The organism is Flavobacterium zhairuonense, assembly GCF_004352915.1.
Taxonomy (GTDB): domain Bacteria; phylum Bacteroidota; class Bacteroidia; order Flavobacteriales; family Flavobacteriaceae; genus Flavobacterium; species Flavobacterium zhairuonense.
Genome location: NZ_SJSY01000070.1, coordinates 200468 through 218385 on the forward strand (window position 1 = coordinate 200468; position 17918 = coordinate 218385).

A 17918-nucleotide genomic window follows, 5' to 3' on the forward strand; every position below is an offset into this window, starting at 1 on the left:
AAATTTTATAGCCTCAATAAAACACCATTTTTCTCTATAATTTTATAAAGAACCAGCTTTCACAAAAGTTTGCCAGCCTCGCATGGTATCAATAAAGCGTTCGCTAAGTCCACCTTGACGCAGATAATCTGCCATTACAGGTAGCTCTGGACTATCATATAATGGATTTGCTTTTACTTGCAGCGGAAAATCACGTTGTAAAATAGCCCCACGAGCAATAAGCACAAAATCACAACCTTCATCAAGAAGTTCCCCTGCGCGTTGTGCACTCATAATTTTTCCTGCAGCACCTAAACGCACGCCTTTGCGAGGAATTTCAGTAAAAACACTAAGCATAGTTTTTCCTTTAAAAGTACCTTCACGAACTATTTGGGCAGAATCCCAAAGGGCCAAATCTAAATAATCTATTAATTCGCGATCAAAAATAGCCGCAGTAACTTCTCGCAGCTCTTCCAATAGCAATCCATAGCGCTCGATTGACAATCGCCAACCTATTTGAAAATCAGGACCGCAAGCTTTGCGGATTCCTTCGATAACTTCAATGGTAAAACGACCACGATTTTCTAAACTTCCTCCATATTTATCTGTGCGATCATTCAAATTTGGAGACATAAATTCTGAAAGAATCCATCCGAAAGCGCCATGTACCGAAATCCCATTGAATCCCGCCAATTGTGCTCTTTTTCCTGCAACAATAAAACTGTCTCGAATTCTTTCTACTTCTTCAGTTGTAATTGCTTTTATTCCCTCTATTGTTTTACTAGATGCCGGAGCGGGAATTCCTCCAATCAAAGGTTTGGCGCGATGCCCAGCATGATGAAGCTGTACAGCTGATAATGCGCCGCCATCACGAATAACATTTGCTATTTTGGTTAAACCTGGCAAATGATCATCGCTATGAATGCCTAACTGTCGTTCAAAGGCTATACCTCCTGCTTCAACGGTCGCAGCACTGGTTTGAATCAATCCGTATCCGCCTTGAGCAAGTTGTTCCATCCAATATTGGTCGTATATAGATGCAGTACCGTCAAAATTACTTTGCTGACTTGTTAAAGGAGCCAACATAAAACGGTTTCTCATTGCTGGACCATGCAGCATCGTAAGAGGTTTAAATAAATCAGAAACAGACATTAGTTTATTTTTTTAAGTTTACTTAGATTAATAATTGGAGGCAAAATTGCACTGATTATCACTCTTTAAAAATGGATGATTTTTACTTTATAATGGACGTTTTACTATTTAATAGAAAAATTAAAATGAAGAAAAAATTCTCCATTATAAAGTAAATTTCATCCATTCCCTTGCAGTCATTACCGTCAGATCTTTGCCTTGTTAATAAAAATTATTCAAATGAAAAAAACAGCTATTATTATTCTTTCTGATCCAAAAGCAGGTTCAGAGGAAGCGATTGGACGTGTATTTAATGCTTTAGCATCGGCATACGAATTCAAGCACGAAGGCGAAGATGTAAAAATTATTTTTCAAGGAACAGGCATAAGATGGCCAGAACAGCTTGAAAAACCTGAGCATCCTGTTAATGCTCTTTATAAAGAAGTGAAAGATCACGTTCATGGTCTCTCAAAAGGATGCGTTGCTGTATTTGGAACCGAAATATCGGGTTACGATTTATTAAATGAAAATGAAGTTCCAGGAACTCCCGGTTTGCCAACTTTTGTTAATCTTAAAAAAGAAGGTTACGATATTTTGATTTTCTAAATCGGTTCGTTAACTGTCCTCTTGATTGTTTAGAGGACAGTTTTTAAATTTCATTCAACTAAAAAAGGTCATAATAAATGGTGATTTTTTTGAGTAATTTAGCTTTAGATACATTCATCAAATAGACAATTAAATTAAAAATTATGCACGAGGATTTTCAATATTATATGAGTCAATGTTTGGATCTTGCCAAAACGGCTTTAAAAGTCGGCAATCCACCCGTTGGCGCATTGATTGTTTTAGATGAAAAAGTGATTGGAACTGGTGTTGAATCTGGCAAATCAACCGGAGATATTACCAATCACGCCGAGATAATTGCTGTTCGAGATGCCATAAAAAATGGATACTCAGACAAATTGCATCTTGCGCGTATGTACACCACACATGAACCGTGCATAATGTGCTCTTATATGATTCGGCATCACAAAATCTCTGAAATCATTTATGGAACATCAGTTCCTTATGTAGGCGGTTTTACTTCAAAATATAATGTTTTGTCAGCTGAAGATGTACCAAAATGGGGAAACAAACCAAAAATAATCAGCGATGTGTGCGTTGAAGAATGCAACGACCTCAACGCTCAGTTTTTAGAATTATTAAGCAAACTATAGATAATTATGTTATCGCAGTCCGTATATACGCTCGTTAATCAACAAAATGGAAACTTGTCTTTTAAAGTTTTTAAGTTTGACAACAGCAGTTATTTCGATCATATTCAGCGAAATAACTATTTTACTTTAATCATTATTATTTCGGGAGAAGGCTTAGCCAAAGTTGATCTTTGCGAATATTCGTTTAAAGAAAATACGATGTTTGCTTTTTATCCTTATCAACCTTTTATGCTGGCTTCAGAAGGAGTGCTGACTGGTATTGCGATTCAGTTTCATCATGATTTTTTTTGCATATACCGACATCATAAAGAGATTGCATCAAACGGAATTTTGTTCAACAATATTTACCAGCAACCTTTTATTCTTCTTAATCAAATCAATAAGGAAAAGCTGATGAATATTGTAAACGAAATTGTAAACGAATTAAAAATGGAAGCTTTACGAAAAGATGAAGTTCTTGTTTCGTATTTAAAGATATTCCTAGTTCTTGCCACACGAATAAAACTCGACCAGCAATCCATCAAATTGGTAAATACCAATGAAAAGCAGTTGCTGATGATCCAAAATTTAAGAAACGCGATCGAAGATAATTTTAGAACAAAACATTCTGCGAGCGATTATGCAGATATGTTGCACGTAACACCAGTTGTTCTTGCCCGTGCCGCAAAAAATCATTTCAACATGACCCTTTCGGATTTGATCACAGAAAGAATTATTGTCGAAGCCAAAAGAGAATTGTATCTTACAGATAAAACAGTTAAAGAAATTGCCTATGAACTTGGTTACGATGATGAATATTATTTCAGCAGAGTTTTCAAAGGTAAAACTGATATATCTCCGCAATTTTACAGAGACACTATTGGTTTTAATAGAGGAGTGTCGTAATCTAAATTAACTTTAAAAATCTAAAATCTTACAAAGATTCAAAAAAATCAAAAGCTCTTTTTTCAGCATACGAATACATGGAATCCCGAAGCGGAAAAGCACAATGCCCGCCATATTTTGGCGTCTCCAGATAAACATATCTACTATTCTTTGCAATAGTTCTTGGATAACATCTTTCACCCAAAAAAGGATCGTCAAGCGAATTGATAATTAAAACCGGAGTCGTAATATTTGGAAGTGAAAATTCGGGAGAAACGCGCTCATAATAATCTTCTCGACTTGCAAAACCGTGAAGTGGCGCTGTAAAGTATTGATCAACTTCATCAAAAGAAGAAATTTTATCGATTTGATCTCGGTTTACGAAATCAGGAAATTGAGCCGCTTTGTGTTTCAGTTTTCTTTTAATATCAATGGTGAAATTTTTTAAATACACACGGTTAAAACCTTGTTTCAATACTTCTGCACTTGTTGCGATATGGGTTGGCACTGAAATCGAAACCCCAGCTTTTATGCGTTCATCGATTTTTGTCCAGCCTAAATAATTCAGAAGCTGCACTCCACCCATTGAATAGCCGATCAAATAAACTTCTTTAAATCCTTTTTTTAAAGCAAACTGCACAACCTCATCAAGATCGTCGACAGCACCGTGATGATACAATCTTGGCAATCGATTCATTTCACCACCACAAGTTCGATTGTTCCATGCAAAAATTGAAAAACCTTTGTTTTGGAAGTAAGCTGCACAACTATTATTGTAGGTTCTGCGGGAATCGCCTTCTAAGCCATGACACAAAATCACAGCTTTTTTAGAATCATTTATAATGAAATCAATATTGATGAAATCGCCATCCTTCAATTCAAGTTTCTGCCTAGTATATTCGGGAACCTCAAATTTTTTAAACAAAGCGGCATAAATAGTCGAGACATGCCTATTACGATGAATAACAGAAGGTGAATTATATTCTGATTGCTCAATTATTGGCATAATAACAAGTTTTGTGATACTTATTACAAATCTAAGAAATCAATCAATATGTAGTGTAATACTGTCAATTTATATTTTGCTTTTTTGGAAAATAACAATTAAAAGACTTAAAAATAGGAATGTTTACAGTAGAATTTATTTTTTTTCAAAATAAAGATAATTAGAGCCATTGCCATCACGCAATCGAACTTGCGAATTATTAAATTCAAATAATTTCCAGTTCTCATTTAATTTTTTAAGCGGTTCAGAATTAAAATTCACTTTTAGTTCCCTAACATTATTTTGCAAACTAGTTTCCCATTGACCTGTTTCTGAAGCTGATCCTTTTGTAGCGACTACAGTTTGATCACTTTTAAAAACAAATGAATAATCTGTGTACAATGAAGTTTTGTCTGAATCACTAAAAAAGTACGGTATTTTCCAAGTTCCTTTTGTTATAGCCGCAACAAAATCAAGTGTTACGATATTATTTTCAGGACAATAATCAATAGCATATTTGATTGCATTTTCGAAATCTAAATTATTCGAAATTGTTTTTGTTTGATTGTTGTAATCAACTATTGAGATTGGATATTTCAAAGAAATATACTGACTCGCATTTAGATTTTTTATGAAATTAAAAAAAGTCTGATCGCTTATAATTGTTGTTGAACTCGCTATTTGGTTTGAAGTATTGTAAATATTAATGGTGATTGGATAATTAATATTTAAGCCATTAATTTTAGATAAAAGATCAGGATATTGATTCCAATAATCGATTAGTGAATTAAAATCGGCTTCATTTGGAATATTTTTCTCGATGTAATTATAATACACCATTGTCACCGGAAAATTTATTTTTACAATGTCGTCGTCAGAATTGCTTGCATTGATATTATCAATTACTTTTTGATAATCTGCTGCACTGTTTATCGCAATTTGAGTGTTGTTGACTGTTACGGTGTAAGGAGGTTTTATGGTACAATATGTTGAGCCGTCGATTACATTATCCTGAACGGTTGGAACCATTGCAACTCTTTGCAAATACAATGTTAGCGGAGAAGAATTTGTAATTGTTCCCTGCGTATTACTAGTCTGTTCGTCCATTTCATTCTGACATGAAAACAAGAACAAAACAACGACTATTGATAAATATTTTTTAAACGGGAACATACTCATATTTTTACAAATGTAATAAAATTTAAGAAACTGTTTTTCAATAAATTCGGCATTACGGTTTTTCATTTTTCTTTTGTAAAGCTCAAATATTGCTCGAAAATAACATTTTATATATCTATAGAACAATCAGCCTCACTTTTACCCTACTTAATGTAAAAACAAATACTTTTGTACGATACCAAATTGAAATTCTAAATGCCAACTAAAAACGAATCAAACACTTGCGATGAAATTGTTTTCTCGTCTTTCTTTAAAAGCCACATTAAAGCGCTTAGAAATTTTCTTTTTTACAAATTTGGCAATCTCGATCAAGCAGATGATATAGCACAAGAAGCATTTGTAAAACTTTGGCAAAACTGCTCACAGGTACCTCTCGAAAAAGCAAAATCATATCTTTATACGATTGCCAATAATAGCAGTCTCAACCAAATTGCACATCAAAAAGTTGTTTTGAAATATGAAAAGAATTTCACTGGGTTGGATAAAACCAATGAAAGCCCTGAATATCTTTTGGAAGAAAAGCAATTTCAATCCAAACTTTTGAAAGCTATTGAAAACTTGAATGAAAAACAGCGTGTCGCGTTTTTGATGCATCGAATTGATGGAAAAAAGTATAGTGAAATTGCACAGGATTTAAACATCAGCGTAAAAGCGGTCGAAAAACGCATTCATTTAGCTTTATTAAGCTTGCGCAAAGAAATTGATTTATAAAAGTAGGGTAAACTAAGTTCCAATTGTTTTAATTATAGAATACAAGAAAATGAAAAAAAATCGCTTATTAGCAAAATGGCTTAACAATGATTTGTCTGAGGACGAATTAGCAGCATTTGAAGCAAGTCCCGATTTTGAAAAATATCAAAAGATTAAAAATTACACGGATCATTTGGCAATGGATGACTTCGATGAAAGTGCTATGCTTTCTACTATTTTGAAACAGAAAAAAGCAACTCCAAAGGTGGTTCCGTTGTACAAAAAATGGGCTTTTCGAGCGGCAGCAATATTTGTTTTAGCCTTGGGAGTTACGTTTGCATTTAATTTTTTCATACCTGAAACACACGCAGCTGGTTTTGGAGAGAAGACTTCTTTTTCATTACCTGACAATTCTGAAGTAGTACTAAATTCAGGCTCTGAAATAAGTTATAAAAAATGGAACTGGGATAACCACAGAAGTCTTGACCTGAATGGAGAAGCCTATTTTAGAGTTTCCAAAGGAAGACGCTTTGAAGTACACACTCGTTTAGGAAAAGTTACTGTTTTAGGAACACAATTTAATGTCAAAGTCAGAAAAAACAGATTTGATGTGGTTTGTTATGAAGGGCGCGTAAAGGTAAATTACGCAAATTCTCAAATCGTATTGACGCATGGCCAAAGTGTTAGTTTTGAAAATCAAAAACAAACCAATATTAACGTAAATGCGTTGAAACCTGAATGGGTTGACAATCAAATATGTTTTTATAAAGAAAATATTCGAAGCTTGCTAGACGAAGTTGAAAGACAATATAACATCACGATAGAATTAAATACAAAAGACACAACATCTTTATTTACAGGAAAATTACCGGCAAAAGACTTAAATGTAGCTTTGCAAATTATTAGTACGACATATCATTTAGAGGCTAAAAAAGTATCAAGGAATAAAATAATATTTGACGAAAAGTAAATGTTGCTCCCCAAACAATTTCGTTTTTTGTTTTTTCACTTTTTTATGGTCCTCACTCTTTTTGCGCAGGACCAAGGAAAAGTCATGCCCATTAAAAAAATCATATTCGAAATTGAGCAACAACATCAAGTAAGCTTTAATTATACGGAAGACAATATTTCTGGGTTAGAATTAATTCCTCCCAAAAAAACACTTTCGTTAGAGCAAAAACTGGAATATCTTTCTAAAAACACCAATCTTTCTTTTGAAAACATTGGAAACAAATTCATTAATATTTACAAGAAAAATGAAGAACCCCAAATGGTTTGTGGCTATGTTTTTTCTAGTGTTGACAAAAAGCCTATTGAAAATGCCAATATAAATTTGCCAAACAAAACGCAAACGCAAACAGATTCAAACGGTTATTTCGAATTTAAAAAAGAGCAAGTAAATACATTCTTCGTTACTCATATTGGTTTTGGAACCAAAAAAATTACGGCTCCCAATACTAATTCTAAAAATTGTGCTCAAATATTTTTAGACCCTGAAATCACAGAACTTCATGAAATTAAAACCAATGCTATTTTAGCTTCAGGAATTTCGAAAAATGTTGACGGCTCATTTGAAATCAAACCCAAGAAATTTGGAATTCTTCCTGGACTTATCGAACCAGATGCATTGCAAACTATGCAGCAAATTCCAGGTGTAAACAGCATTGATGAAAGTGTTTCGAGCATAAATGTGCGTGGCGGAACGCATGATCAAAATTTGTTTTTGTGGAACGGAATCCGGATGTATCAAACGGGGCATTTTTTTGGATTAATATCTGTTTTTAATCCTAATTTGGCACATACAATTTCTATTTATAAAAACGGAAGTTCTGCTTTTTATGGCGAAAGCGTTTCAAGCGTTGTGGCCATTTCATCAACTCCCGAAACGGCCGAAAAAAACTCTTTTAGCGCCGGAATAAACATGATTAATGCTGATATTTATGCAAAATATAATCTTTCTAAAAAAAGTTATATCGAAATTTCAGCACGCAAATCTATTACTGATTTTGTCGAAACGCCAACCTATAAAGAGTATTTCAACAAAGTATTTCAAAACACTACCATTACTGATTTTTCAGATAAACAAAACGTCGATTATCGGAGCGATAAGAAATTTGGTTTTTATGATGCAACGCTAAAATACGCTCAAAAAATAGGCGAAAAAGATCAAATCATTCTGGATTTAATTACGATTAAAGATAATTTGGAAGTTTTTCAAAGTGCCACTGTATATGATATTTTCAGATCAGAAAACAACACTTTGAGACAGCAAAATTATGGAGGAAATCTGGCTTGGAAACGAAACTGGAACCGCTTTAATACGACTAAAATTAATGTCTATAATTCGGCTTACGAACTTTTGGCCGATCAAAAAACAACTTTTGGAAATCAAATTGTCATTCAGGAAAACAAGGTCAATAATAACGGAATCAATTTAGAGAACAATCACATCATCAGTTCCAAATTCATTTTAAATGATGGCTATCAGTTTAACGAAATTGGCGTTACAAATCTAGAGGATGTTACCAATCCCGATTTCTATCGAAAAGTGAAAGATGTTTTGAGAACGCACGCCTTAATTTTGGAAGGAAAATATAATGACACACTTTCAAGAGTCTATTTTAAAGCAGGAGCCCGACTTAATTATATTGAAAAATTCAAGAAATTTATTGCTGAACCTCGAATTCAGTTTGGTTACGGCATTACAAGAGATCTAAATTTAGAATTGCTAGGTGAATTGAAAAGTCAAAATTCGCAACAAATCATTGACTTGCAGAAAGATTATTTTGGCATTGAAAAAAGGCGTTGGATTATTTCCAACGACTCAACAATTCCAATTCAAAAAAGCAAGCAGCTGTCTTTGAACTTATCTTACGAAAAAAAAGGCTGGCTGTTTGATATTGAAAATTTTTACAAAAGAGTTTCTGGAATTACAACTTCCAGCCAAGGTTTTCAGAATCAATTGGAATTTGTAAAAACGACTGGCGATTATGAAATTTGGGGAGCCGAAATGCTTGTTCAGAAAAAAATGAATCACTTTTTGACTTGGTTGAGTTATACCTATAATCACAATAACTATCATTTTGCCACTTATGAATATCCTGTTTTTCCAAACAATTTTGAAGTCATGCATACGGCAACTTGGGCAGGAATTTATGAGAAAAACAATTTTAAAATCGCGTTAGGCACAAAATGGACTTCGGGTCGACCAAAAACTTCACCAGACGATTCTCAAATTGACAACAATAATCCTGTATTGATCTATAATAGGCCAAATAATACAAATTTGCACACTTTTGCGCAGGTGAATTTTTCCTCAACTTATAAATGGGAAACTGAAAAAGGAATTCAGTACAAATTAGGGATTTCAATTTTAAATATTTTAAATAGAAAAAACGAAATCAGCGAATATTATAGAATAAGTTCGCTGACAAATTCTATTGAAGAAGTAGAAACTTTTTCACTTCAAAGAACTCCAAATGTGAGCTTTAGAGTTTCATTTTAATCTTCTTCCTACTTGTTTCGTTTAGAAACTATGTATTTTTTTACTTTTTTTTCAAAAAATATCAATTCTTAAGGTAGGGTAAATTACCTCGATACTGTTTTACTATTGAATCTTATCAAAATAGTAAAATATGAGCCCTTTAAAAAACTTGAAATTATATCCGCTTGGCTATTTTTTCTGCGACAGTTCATAACTCCAAACCATTGAACAAAATGTCCTTTAAAATCAAGCCCAAACCTTGATGTTAAAAATTTAAACCAAAAAGACTTTACGGTTTTGTAAAGTACAATTTTTCCATTTTAACATAACTTAAATCAAAACAGCAATGAAATTAAAATCAATTAAATTCGCGACAACTATACTTGCAATCTCAACATTTTTTTTAAGCTGCAGCAGTGATAATGGCAATGATACCACTACGCCTACTCCAACGCCTATTCCCGAAACAAAAACAGAAATCAATCTTTCAACAAGCACTTCACTCGGATCTTATCTTTCAGATAAAAGTGGCAGATCATTATATTTTTTCGCAACTGATGCAAATGGACAATCTTCATGCACGGGAGGATGCGAAGCATTTTGGCCTGTATTTTTTGTAGATAATTTAACCACAGATAAATTAGGAGCTGGATTAACATTATCTGATTTTGCAACCATAACTACTACTTCGGGCAAAAAACAATTAACCTACAAAGGTTGGCCTTTATACTATTATGCACCAATGTCTACAGGTGGTGCATATGGCGGTGCCGGTACAAACACACCAGAAGATCCTGGAAAAACATCTGGCGACGGAGTTGATGGCACTTGGTTCATAGCAAAACCCGATTATTCGATCATGATTGTGAGAAGCCAGCTTGTTGGGCACGACGGAAAAAATTACAAATCAGATTATACTGTAGGCGACGGCGCAACAACTTATTTTACAGATGCCAAAGGATTGACATTGTATACTTTTAAAAACGACAATTTCAAGAAAAATAATTTCACAAAACAAGATTTTTCAAATAATGCGGTATGGCCAATTTATGAAACCGACAAGATTGTTGTTCCTTCTATTCTTGATAAATCAAAATTCAGCTCGATTACTGTTTTTGGAAAAGTACAACTGACTTATAATGGTTGGCCTCTGTATTACTTTGGACAAGATGCTGGCGTGAGAGGCGCTAATAAAGGAATTAGTTTTCCAAGCCCAGGAATTTGGCCTGTTCCAGTAAAAGACATACCGCTTGCGATATAAATCATCAAAACGAGAAATGAAAAGAAAAATCAAAATAATCATCTCGATAGTTTTAGTAATTGGGCTAATTGCTTTTTTCGGCTATAACTATGTTATGCATGGCGGTGCTCGGAATTTGGCAAATGAAAAAACAGATTTCACTGTTTCCTCAGCATCCATTACAGCCGAATTTACATCAGATTTAGAAGCCGCTAACAAAAAATACCTTGAAAATGCAGTAGCAATAAAAGGAAAAATTACGGCTATAAATGCAAAAGAAGTGATTCTAGACGGAACCATTATCTGCAATTTTAAAAATCAAGATTTAGCTATTAAAGAAGGGCAAATCGCGACTGTAAAAGGAAGAATTATTGGATATGATGATTTGATGGGCGAAATAAAACTAGATCAATGTTTTATAATTAAAAATTAATTAAATGAACGTAAAATTATTTTTATCCCTGGCATTTTTTCTTTCAGTCATCGGCCAAATATCGGCGCAAGATGATTTGCTGAAAGAATTGGATACAATAAAACCAAAGGAAAAACAGACTGAAACCTTAGCTTTTAAAGGTCTGCAAATATGCAACATGCAATCCACAAAATTGACAGCAAAAGGCGAATGGTATGTTTTGATTTCACATCGTTTTGGCGATTTGACTCAAGGTTTTGAGAATTTCTTTGGCTTAGATGATGCTTACACTAAACTGGGAGCGATTTACGGTGTTACAGATTGGCTTTCAGTTGGAGCGTCAAGACAAACTAATAACAAAATTTATGAATTGACATTAAAATACAGATTAAAAACACAAGAAATCGATGGCTTTCCTGTGACCATTGTAGGTTATAACACGATGGATATCAATACCAATTTAAGTACGGATCAATATCCGTACTTAAAATTCAACAATCGATTGGCTTTTACGACACAATTATTAGTATCGAGACAGTTTTCTGATAAAATTTCACTTGAAGTAAACCCGATTTACATTCATAAAAATCTATATGACGAGACTACGGAACAAAAAGATCAATTTGTGGTTGGACTTGGCGGACGATATAAATTCACAAAACGATTGAGCATGAATCTTGAATATGCGCCCCGAATAAATGCTCCAGAAAACGATGTGTATCACAACTTGGTTTCATTAGGATTGGATATCGATACTGGTGGACATATTTTTCAAATGGTGTTCTCAAACTGCCAGACTATGAATGATGTCTATGTATTTTCTAATGCAACTGGAAAATGGAATGGCGGAAGTATTTACTTCGGATTTAATCTCTACAGAGTTTTTTAAAATTAATACGAAATTCTATGAAAAAAATAAAAATTTGTCTCACAGCAATCTCCAGTGTATTCATTATCTCTTGTGAATCTAATACTTACAGCGAAATAAGTCCGCCGGCTGGAAACCCAACTTATGTAGCAAACATAGAACATATTATGGAACACAATTGTCTAAGTTGTCATTCTGGAACAGCTTCTCAATATCCTAATCTAGAAACCTACGAAGGAGTAAAAAATGCATGTACCAATGCTAATTTAATCTGCAGAATAGAATCTGAATCTTGTGGACAAAGAATGCCTTTAGGAGGAAGTTTGCCTCAAAGCGATATTGATATGATAAAACTTTGGGCAACAAACGGATTTATAAAAGAATAAATTATTACGATGAAAAAAATAGCATTTTTGGCATTATTGCTTTTTGTGGGAAACTCGGTTTTCTCACAGAAAATCATGACACGAACCGGGCAAGTAAAATTTGAAGCTTCAGTGCCTTCTTTCGAGGCTGTTGCCGCCACAAACAATTCGGTTTCAGCAATTCTTGACAAGTCAACTGGCGAATTTGCAGTTTTGGCATTGATAAAAGCTTTCAAATTTGAAATTCCGTTGATGGAAGAACATTTTAATGAAAATTATATGGAATCTTCAATCTATCCAAAAGCCACATTTAAAGGTAAAATCATAGATTTTGATGCTTCTAAATTAAGCGTCTCAAAAAAATATGATGTCGAAGGTGATCTGACTATACATGGCGTTACAAAGAAGATTAAAACTAAAGTCAGTTTAGCCTTAAAAGATGGAAAATTATATCTCTCCAACAATTTTACTGTCAAAGCTCAGGATTTTAATATCAAAATACCGAGTGTTGTAAAAAGCAAAGTTTCAGAAGATGTAAAGATTGCCCTGAATTTTATCCTTGATGAAAAATAATCTTTTGTAATCCTAAAATTATACAATTATGAAATCTCTATTCAATTTTTCGGCACTCTTATTGTTGCTATTTATTGGAGTTTCTTGCTCTAGTAATGACGACAATTCTAGTCCGTCACCTATTATTGTAACATTCAATGCGACTTTGAGTGGTGCAAGTGAAGTTCCTTCAAATGCTTCAACAGCAACAGGAGCAGCAACTTTGAGTTATAATAAAACCACAAAAATCTTTACGGTTACTGTGACGTATTCTGGTTTAACGCCAACTATGGGACACATACATATGGGCGCTGCAGGTACAAATGGTCCTGTAATATTTCCATTCTCTAGTTTGGCATCACCTATTAGCTATACTAGCGCTGCATTGACTGCAGCTCAAGAAACAGATCTTATGGCTAATAATTATTATGTCAATCTGCATTCTGATGCTTTTTCTGGAGGTGAAATAAGAGGACAACTCGTTACTGCTAATCCAGCCGGAAGTCCTGCTGGTGGCGGAGGTGGTGGAGGCTACTAACGTTTTTTATTAAATTTATGTTGATTACAAAAAGCCTTACTGTTTAGATAGTAAGGCTTTTGTATTTTTAAGGAGTTTTTTATTTCTTCTTCTTACATAAAAGATGCTATTTTATCCGTGTTTTTAAAATCTTTATCCTCGGAAATTTCATTTATAAAGAAACTTAATTTTTTCAAATCAAATTGTCTTGGAAAGATATAATTATTGATCGCAATTGTGGGAGTAAATATGATGTCGTTTTCTGAATTTGAATGAAATTGAGCGTTTAAGATTTCGTCTGATTTTATTTCGTTTGATTGTGAAATTGTGCTTTCACATAATTTCTTTTCATCTTTATATTCAAACCAATTATGCAATTCTTTCTTAAAAACTTCTTGTCCTTTATCAAGATAAAAAGCCACTAATTGCTGATGTATTTTTTTTGACTTTTTATAACCATACTCATTATTGTTAAAATTAAAACGAATATCTAAACATACTTTATCGAAATGTTTTTCCAATATTCTCTCTAAAATAAAATAGCTTTCTTTGCAAGCACTACTAAATGGATTAATAACCATTATAATTTTTAATGAAGCATTTATTATATTGCCCAACTGTATAGTTGATGATTGAGGCAGATTATTTTCGATAAAATTAGAAGTTAACAAAGTATCTTTAAAAGCTTGATAATTATGAAGCTTTTTATTTTTCTTTGATTGTTTAAAATTCAATTTTATAAGTATTTTTTTTAAAAAACTTTTTACTTCTAGTTCCGAATTTTCTATCAAAATTATCAGGCCATTACAACGAGATTCTAATTCTTTTTTCGAAATTTTATTTTTATTTTTACCACTATAACAAATATAATTCCCCTTCTTTTCTTCGATAACGTAGTACCGATTATTATTACTCTCATCGCTAAGTACTGTCATAAAACGACTTGGCAATGAATCTATTTGTTGCAAATCTATACGAAAAGCGCCGTTATCTATATTAAAAAAATTCAAAGTGTCTGTAATTGACAATAAGGAAGGGTATGCTGGATGTTCTTGAATCTGTAACTCAAATTCATTTAGGTCAATAAAAATTCTTTCTTTTTCTAAATATTTATATATATAATAGAATTCTTTATCCATATTAAATCAAGGTCTTATTTTTTTTTTCTTAGAACGTTTTTCTTTAAAACAGTCCATTTATCTATTTTTTGTACTTCTTTGTGTATGAAATAATTTTTAATAAAAGCATCATCAGCTTTATTGGTAATAAATAAACCATTTTCATCACGATCTTTTATTTCCTTTATTTTAGAACTGTATTCAAGTCGTCTTTTATACTGCCTTTTTTCTAGATCTCCATGCCAAATATGATATAGATCACCTTCAACAAATCCGATTTTTCCCTCCGTAATTTTATGAAAAGAAAAACTCCATAAAACTTCTTCTGAAACATTATTACTAGAAATTTCATTGGAATTGAATAGTAATCCAGCGGCAGCATGAGCAATAATATAATCAGCACCACCAATTAAAGCCTTATCAAATAATGGCACAGCGTCTAAAATTTCTCTTTGCGCTCCCCAAGCAAAACCTACGTGACCATGCTTATTATAATTTTCATTTTTCCAATATTGTGTTGTTGCAAAATTCGCACTAAAACTTCTCCACACCTTTTTATTTATAGCATTTGGCAAATAAGATTCTCTAATTTTATCCATAGCAAAAGAAGGTCTTATCTCATCTTTTTCGAGAAAAACCGCGTATTCAAATGGCTGTATTATTGTCTTGGTTTGTAATTGTTTTACTCCATCAATTATCCAGTTTTCATTCGTGAAAACAACATCAGCATCCAACCAAAAAACATATTTGTACTTTGGTGGCAAATCAGAAATAATTTTATTTAATAGGGACTCTTTATGCCAAAGTAAATTCTCGGTATATATCCTTTTTATATTTTCATTTTCTTCAAGCTGTGGTTCCGAATTACCAATTACGCATTCAATAATTGCGTGGTCTAAATGTTTTATACTTTCATAAAATATTTCGAAAGCTTTTATTCTGTAAGGGGAATTTTGAGGATTAAAAAAACAAGAAATTATAATTGCCTCAGGATGCATTTTATACTTATTTTTAAAAACAGATTTTCTTTTAAGCGAATTGAACATACTTTAAATTTTAATGACACAATTATTTATTTCAACGATAAAACCCCTTACCTAGAATGGTAAATTTTTGTTTTACTTATATAGTATTTATTTGGAATTTTTTTAGTTTTTTTTGTCGTATTGTATTCTTTTTTAAACCAAAATAAATGATACAATAAACCTTCAAATTGATTTTTATAATAAATTCTTCCATTGTCAAAAATTATTTTTCCTATTAGTCCTTCGAAAAGAATAAAATCAAAATGAGCCTTAATCTCTCGTTCCTGGTCGGCTTTTTTTATAAGATGGGTGAAACTTTCAATTTCTGTATCAAGGTCAAATATTGATGCTCCTGCGGTTAATTCATCCCAAACAAAACTGCATTCATCAAAACAATAATGTTTAGAATTAGAAAGCACTTTTTTATAATCCTTGCTTCTCATAAAAAATGTATTCATGACTTTATTATTTTTATATAAGGCAAAACATCCTGTAGTATAATCATGCCTGACACTTATAAAATCAAATTCTTCCAGCATTTCATCGGTAATAAAATCACGCACATTTCCGTAGATAATATCCAAATCACTTTGCCCCCAAAAATCATATCCTTGCACAATTTCTGGAAATAAAAAACCATACGCAGGTTTAAAATCACACAGTTTATATGGATAATCAATGTTTACGGCAAATCCCAATTTTTCAGAAGCTGCTTTTTTTATATATTCTAATTTTCTATTTATAATGATTAGATTTTTTGGTTTATTTGGAATCTCCTCAATATTATCTGTGATGATATAAAAATCAATCGTTGGATTAAATGAACACGAATGTACATAATAGGGAAAATACCATGGATATTGACCATACCAGCACGTAACCACAGCAATAGATTTTAGTTTATTCATATTTCAATCAGTTATATATCATTGTGTTTGTTCCGAAGACATCTTTTTTTCGACAAGAGCTGGTCTGTTAAAAATGTCTCTGAATTGATACAACAATCTTTCTGTTAATCTTAAGTCTTCAGTAATAATTTCAGCGCTTCCTTCCATTTCTTGTGTGAAAGGAAGTTTTTTATGATAGGAAGTTTCTAAACCATTTGGCAATGCTACATCGATTAGAATGTTTCCATCTTTATCAGGAATTAGAGAAATATTTTTTACTTCTCCTTTAATTTTACCAAATTCATTACTTGGGTAATTAACCAACCTTACAATGATTTTTTGCCCAACTTTTATTTTACCCGAATTCAAAGCTGGAGATTTTACTTTTCCGATAATATCATTTTTTGCATCTGGAATAATTGAAAACACATTATCACCAGCATTAATTGTTTGATTTTCATTCCAAACTTGCAAAAAAGTAATTACACCACTTATTGAAGATTTTAAGGTATATGCTAATTCCCAATCTTTTATCACTTTTTTAAGCTGATAAAAAGACTGTGCCATACTTCGCCCTAAATTCATCTCTTCTTTAGTACTAGTGATTTCTGTAACCAAACCCAATTTTGTGTTAGTAATGTAACTTGACTTTAATTGGGAAATAGTTGATAGAAGTCCTTTATAACTTTTTTGGGCTTGTAAATAACCTAGTTTTTTAGACTCCATTTCTTGTGCAGAAATAATGCCTTTATTAAATAAGGTTTCAAAGCGACTTATCTCATTTTTTTGAAGTTGAAGTTCGCTCTCATTAATTTCTTTTTGGTCTTGCAAAATTTCAAGTCTTTCCTTAATTTGTTTTTTTTCAGAAATTTGTGCTTGGCTCTCGACTTCAAAAGGTTTTAAATTTTTATTTAATTTTTCCTCTTCATAATCTTTTTGAAAAATTCCAAAAGCACTTTCAATTTCTCCAAGCTGCAAATTCTTTAATAAAGCAAATGGAAATGTCTTATCTGAATCATTGATATTATAATTGTCGACAATATTTTTTAATAAAAAAACATCTTTATAGTTAGCTGTATTTTCAATGACGGCAAGCGTGGTATTTTTTGAAACAATAGCTTTGTTTTTCACAAGAATAGCCTCAATTCTTCCCGTTGATCTTGAGACAATTTTTTCTGGTGGAAAATTAGTCGTTATTATGATTTTAGTATTTACTATGTCTGGATATTTAACACCCCAGGAAACTAGAAACAACATCATAATAATCACAAAAATGAAAACCGTTCCCCATCGTATCATCCAATGTGGCACTCTATGGAGAATTTCCTGGACTTCTTCACTTCGAAGTTCAAATTCGGTTGACTTTATTTTTAGATTTTTCGTCATTTTTTATTTCTTAAAACAG

General features: G+C 32.5%; 19 protein-coding genes. 12 read left to right on the plus strand and 7 right to left on the minus strand.

All coding sequences use genetic code 11. The features are described 5' to 3' along the window. Positions 1 to 42 precede the first annotated feature (42 nt). Positions 43 to 1131: an NADH:flavin oxidoreductase gene (locus tag EYY60_RS08550; protein ID WP_132988964.1), complete on the minus strand. Its 1089-nt coding sequence runs from the start codon at positions 1129 to 1131 to the stop codon at positions 43 to 45. Positions 1132 to 1350: 219 nt separating this feature from the next. Between EYY60_RS08550 and EYY60_RS08555 the strand changes: the two genes are divergently transcribed. The 3 genes from EYY60_RS08555 to EYY60_RS08565 all read left to right on the plus strand — a co-directional run bounded on the left by EYY60_RS08555 (position 1351) and on the right by EYY60_RS08565 (position 3212). Then, positions 1351 to 1716 (plus strand): DsrE family protein, encoded by a 366-nt coding sequence (locus tag EYY60_RS08555; RefSeq protein WP_132988965.1) that lies wholly within the window; start codon positions 1351 to 1353, stop codon positions 1714 to 1716. Positions 1717 to 1859: 143 nt separating this feature from the next. Continuing rightward, the gene (locus EYY60_RS08560; protein WP_132988966.1) at positions 1860 to 2327 is read left to right on the plus strand and encodes a nucleoside deaminase; all 468 of its coding nucleotides are present in this window, start codon (positions 1860 to 1862) and stop codon (positions 2325 to 2327) included. A 6-nt stretch (positions 2328 to 2333) separates the two neighbouring features. After that, positions 2334 to 3212: a helix-turn-helix domain-containing protein gene (locus EYY60_RS08565; protein WP_132988967.1), complete on the plus strand. Its 879-nt coding sequence runs from the start codon at positions 2334 to 2336 to the stop codon at positions 3210 to 3212. Between the two features lie 28 nt (positions 3213 to 3240). On the opposite strand, the gene EYY60_RS08570 is transcribed toward EYY60_RS08565, so the two are convergent. Together EYY60_RS08570 and EYY60_RS08575 are read right to left on the minus strand one after the other, a co-directional pair. Further along, on the minus strand, positions 3241 to 4197 hold the full coding sequence (locus EYY60_RS08570; RefSeq protein WP_132988968.1) for a YheT family hydrolase: 957 nt from the start codon (positions 4195 to 4197) through the stop codon (positions 3241 to 3243). 135 nt (positions 4198 to 4332) lie between these two features. Beyond that, on the minus strand, positions 4333 to 5421 hold the full coding sequence (locus EYY60_RS08575; protein WP_235832309.1) for a hypothetical protein: 1089 nt from the start codon (positions 5419 to 5421) through the stop codon (positions 4333 to 4335). A 129-nt stretch (positions 5422 to 5550) separates the two neighbouring features. Here EYY60_RS08575 and EYY60_RS08580 point away from each other — a divergent pair, with 129 nt between their 5' ends. The 9 genes from EYY60_RS08580 (at position 5551) to EYY60_RS08620 (ending at position 13504) form a co-directional block, all read left to right on the plus strand. Next, positions 5551 to 6066, plus strand: a complete 516-nt coding sequence (locus EYY60_RS08580; protein ID WP_132988969.1) for an RNA polymerase sigma factor — start codon at positions 5551 to 5553, stop codon at positions 6064 to 6066. Positions 6067 to 6115: 49 nt separating this feature from the next. After that, positions 6116 to 7015: a FecR family protein gene (locus EYY60_RS08585; RefSeq protein ID WP_132988970.1), complete on the plus strand. Its 900-nt coding sequence runs from the start codon at positions 6116 to 6118 to the stop codon at positions 7013 to 7015. A gap of 84 nt (positions 7016 to 7099) precedes the next feature. After that, complete coding sequence (locus tag EYY60_RS08590; RefSeq protein WP_235832310.1) at positions 7100 to 9550, plus strand: TonB-dependent receptor; 2451 nt, start codon at positions 7100 to 7102, stop codon at positions 9548 to 9550. A gap of 325 nt (positions 9551 to 9875) precedes the next feature. Then, a complete protein-coding gene (locus tag EYY60_RS08595; protein WP_132988972.1) occupies positions 9876 to 10790 on the plus strand; it encodes a COG4315 family predicted lipoprotein in 915 nt (304 codons plus the stop codon). A 16-nt stretch (positions 10791 to 10806) separates the two neighbouring features. Further along, positions 10807 to 11202, plus strand: a complete 396-nt coding sequence (locus tag EYY60_RS08600) for an OB-fold protein (protein ID WP_132988973.1) — start codon at positions 10807 to 10809, stop codon at positions 11200 to 11202. A gap of 4 nt (positions 11203 to 11206) precedes the next feature. Continuing rightward, entirely contained in the window at positions 11207 to 12070 is an 864-nt protein-coding gene (locus tag EYY60_RS08605; protein WP_132988974.1) for a DUF5777 family beta-barrel protein, read from the plus strand. Positions 12071 to 12087: 17 nt separating this feature from the next. Then, positions 12088 to 12435, plus strand: a complete 348-nt coding sequence (locus EYY60_RS08610; RefSeq protein ID WP_132988975.1) for a c-type cytochrome — start codon at positions 12088 to 12090, stop codon at positions 12433 to 12435. A 9-nt stretch (positions 12436 to 12444) separates the two neighbouring features. Next, positions 12445 to 12987, plus strand: coding sequence for a YceI family protein (locus EYY60_RS08615; protein WP_132988976.1), 543 nt, complete (start codon positions 12445 to 12447; stop codon positions 12985 to 12987). A gap of 28 nt (positions 12988 to 13015) precedes the next feature. Then, positions 13016 to 13504: a CHRD domain-containing protein gene (locus tag EYY60_RS08620; RefSeq protein ID WP_132988977.1), complete on the plus strand. Its 489-nt coding sequence runs from the start codon at positions 13016 to 13018 to the stop codon at positions 13502 to 13504. Positions 13505 to 13596: 92 nt separating this feature from the next. Here the strand turns inward: EYY60_RS08620 and EYY60_RS08625 are convergent, their stop codons facing one another. The 4 genes from EYY60_RS08625 to EYY60_RS08640 form a co-directional block, all read right to left on the minus strand. Continuing rightward, complete coding sequence (locus EYY60_RS08625; protein WP_132988978.1) at positions 13597 to 14622, minus strand: hypothetical protein; 1026 nt, start codon at positions 14620 to 14622, stop codon at positions 13597 to 13599. Positions 14623 to 14636: 14 nt separating this feature from the next. Then, on the minus strand, positions 14637 to 15335 hold the full coding sequence (locus tag EYY60_RS08630; protein ID WP_132988979.1) for a hypothetical protein: 699 nt from the start codon (positions 15333 to 15335) through the stop codon (positions 14637 to 14639). A 359-nt stretch (positions 15336 to 15694) separates the two neighbouring features. Further along, entirely contained in the window at positions 15695 to 16534 is an 840-nt protein-coding gene (locus EYY60_RS08635; protein ID WP_132988980.1) for a DUF6625 family protein, read from the minus strand. Positions 16535 to 16552: 18 nt separating this feature from the next. Beyond that, entirely contained in the window at positions 16553 to 17899 is a 1347-nt protein-coding gene (locus tag EYY60_RS08640) for an HlyD family secretion protein (RefSeq protein ID WP_132988981.1), read from the minus strand. Positions 17900 to 17918: the final 19 nt, after the last annotated feature.

Excerpts from the sequence above, each read along its gene's own strand:
- EYY60_RS08550 (WP_132988964.1), bottom strand. The coding sequence starts at position 1,131 with ATGTCTGTTTCTGATTTATTTAAACCTCTTACGATGCTGCATGGTCCA.
- EYY60_RS08555 (WP_132988965.1), top strand. The coding sequence starts at position 1,351 with ATGAAAAAAACAGCTATTATTATTCTTTCTGATCCAAAAGCAGGTTCA.
- EYY60_RS08560 (WP_132988966.1), top strand. The coding sequence starts at position 1,860 with ATGCACGAGGATTTTCAATATTATATGAGTCAATGTTTGGATCTTGCC.
- EYY60_RS08565 (WP_132988967.1), top strand. The coding sequence starts at position 2,334 with ATGTTATCGCAGTCCGTATATACGCTCGTTAATCAACAAAATGGAAAC.
- EYY60_RS08570 (WP_132988968.1), bottom strand. The coding sequence starts at position 4,197 with ATGCCAATAATTGAGCAATCAGAATATAATTCACCTTCTGTTATTCAT.
- EYY60_RS08575 (WP_235832309.1), bottom strand. The coding sequence starts at position 5,421 with ATGAAAAACCGTAATGCCGAATTTATTGAAAAACAGTTTCTTAAATTT.
- EYY60_RS08580 (WP_132988969.1), top strand. The coding sequence starts at position 5,551 with ATGCCAACTAAAAACGAATCAAACACTTGCGATGAAATTGTTTTCTCG.
- EYY60_RS08585 (WP_132988970.1), top strand. The coding sequence starts at position 6,116 with ATGAAAAAAAATCGCTTATTAGCAAAATGGCTTAACAATGATTTGTCT.
- EYY60_RS08590 (WP_235832310.1), top strand. The coding sequence starts at position 7,100 with ATGCCCATTAAAAAAATCATATTCGAAATTGAGCAACAACATCAAGTA.
- EYY60_RS08595 (WP_132988972.1), top strand. The coding sequence starts at position 9,876 with ATGAAATTAAAATCAATTAAATTCGCGACAACTATACTTGCAATCTCA.
- EYY60_RS08600 (WP_132988973.1), top strand. The coding sequence starts at position 10,807 with ATGAAAAGAAAAATCAAAATAATCATCTCGATAGTTTTAGTAATTGGG.
- EYY60_RS08605 (WP_132988974.1), top strand. The coding sequence starts at position 11,207 with ATGAACGTAAAATTATTTTTATCCCTGGCATTTTTTCTTTCAGTCATC.
- EYY60_RS08610 (WP_132988975.1), top strand. The coding sequence starts at position 12,088 with ATGAAAAAAATAAAAATTTGTCTCACAGCAATCTCCAGTGTATTCATT.
- EYY60_RS08615 (WP_132988976.1), top strand. The coding sequence starts at position 12,445 with ATGAAAAAAATAGCATTTTTGGCATTATTGCTTTTTGTGGGAAACTCG.
- EYY60_RS08620 (WP_132988977.1), top strand. The coding sequence starts at position 13,016 with ATGAAATCTCTATTCAATTTTTCGGCACTCTTATTGTTGCTATTTATT.
- EYY60_RS08625 (WP_132988978.1), bottom strand. The coding sequence starts at position 14,622 with ATGGATAAAGAATTCTATTATATATATAAATATTTAGAAAAAGAAAGA.
- EYY60_RS08635 (WP_132988980.1), bottom strand. The coding sequence starts at position 16,534 with ATGAATAAACTAAAATCTATTGCTGTGGTTACGTGCTGGTATGGTCAA.
- EYY60_RS08640 (WP_132988981.1), bottom strand. The coding sequence starts at position 17,899 with ATGACGAAAAATCTAAAAATAAAGTCAACCGAATTTGAACTTCGAAGT.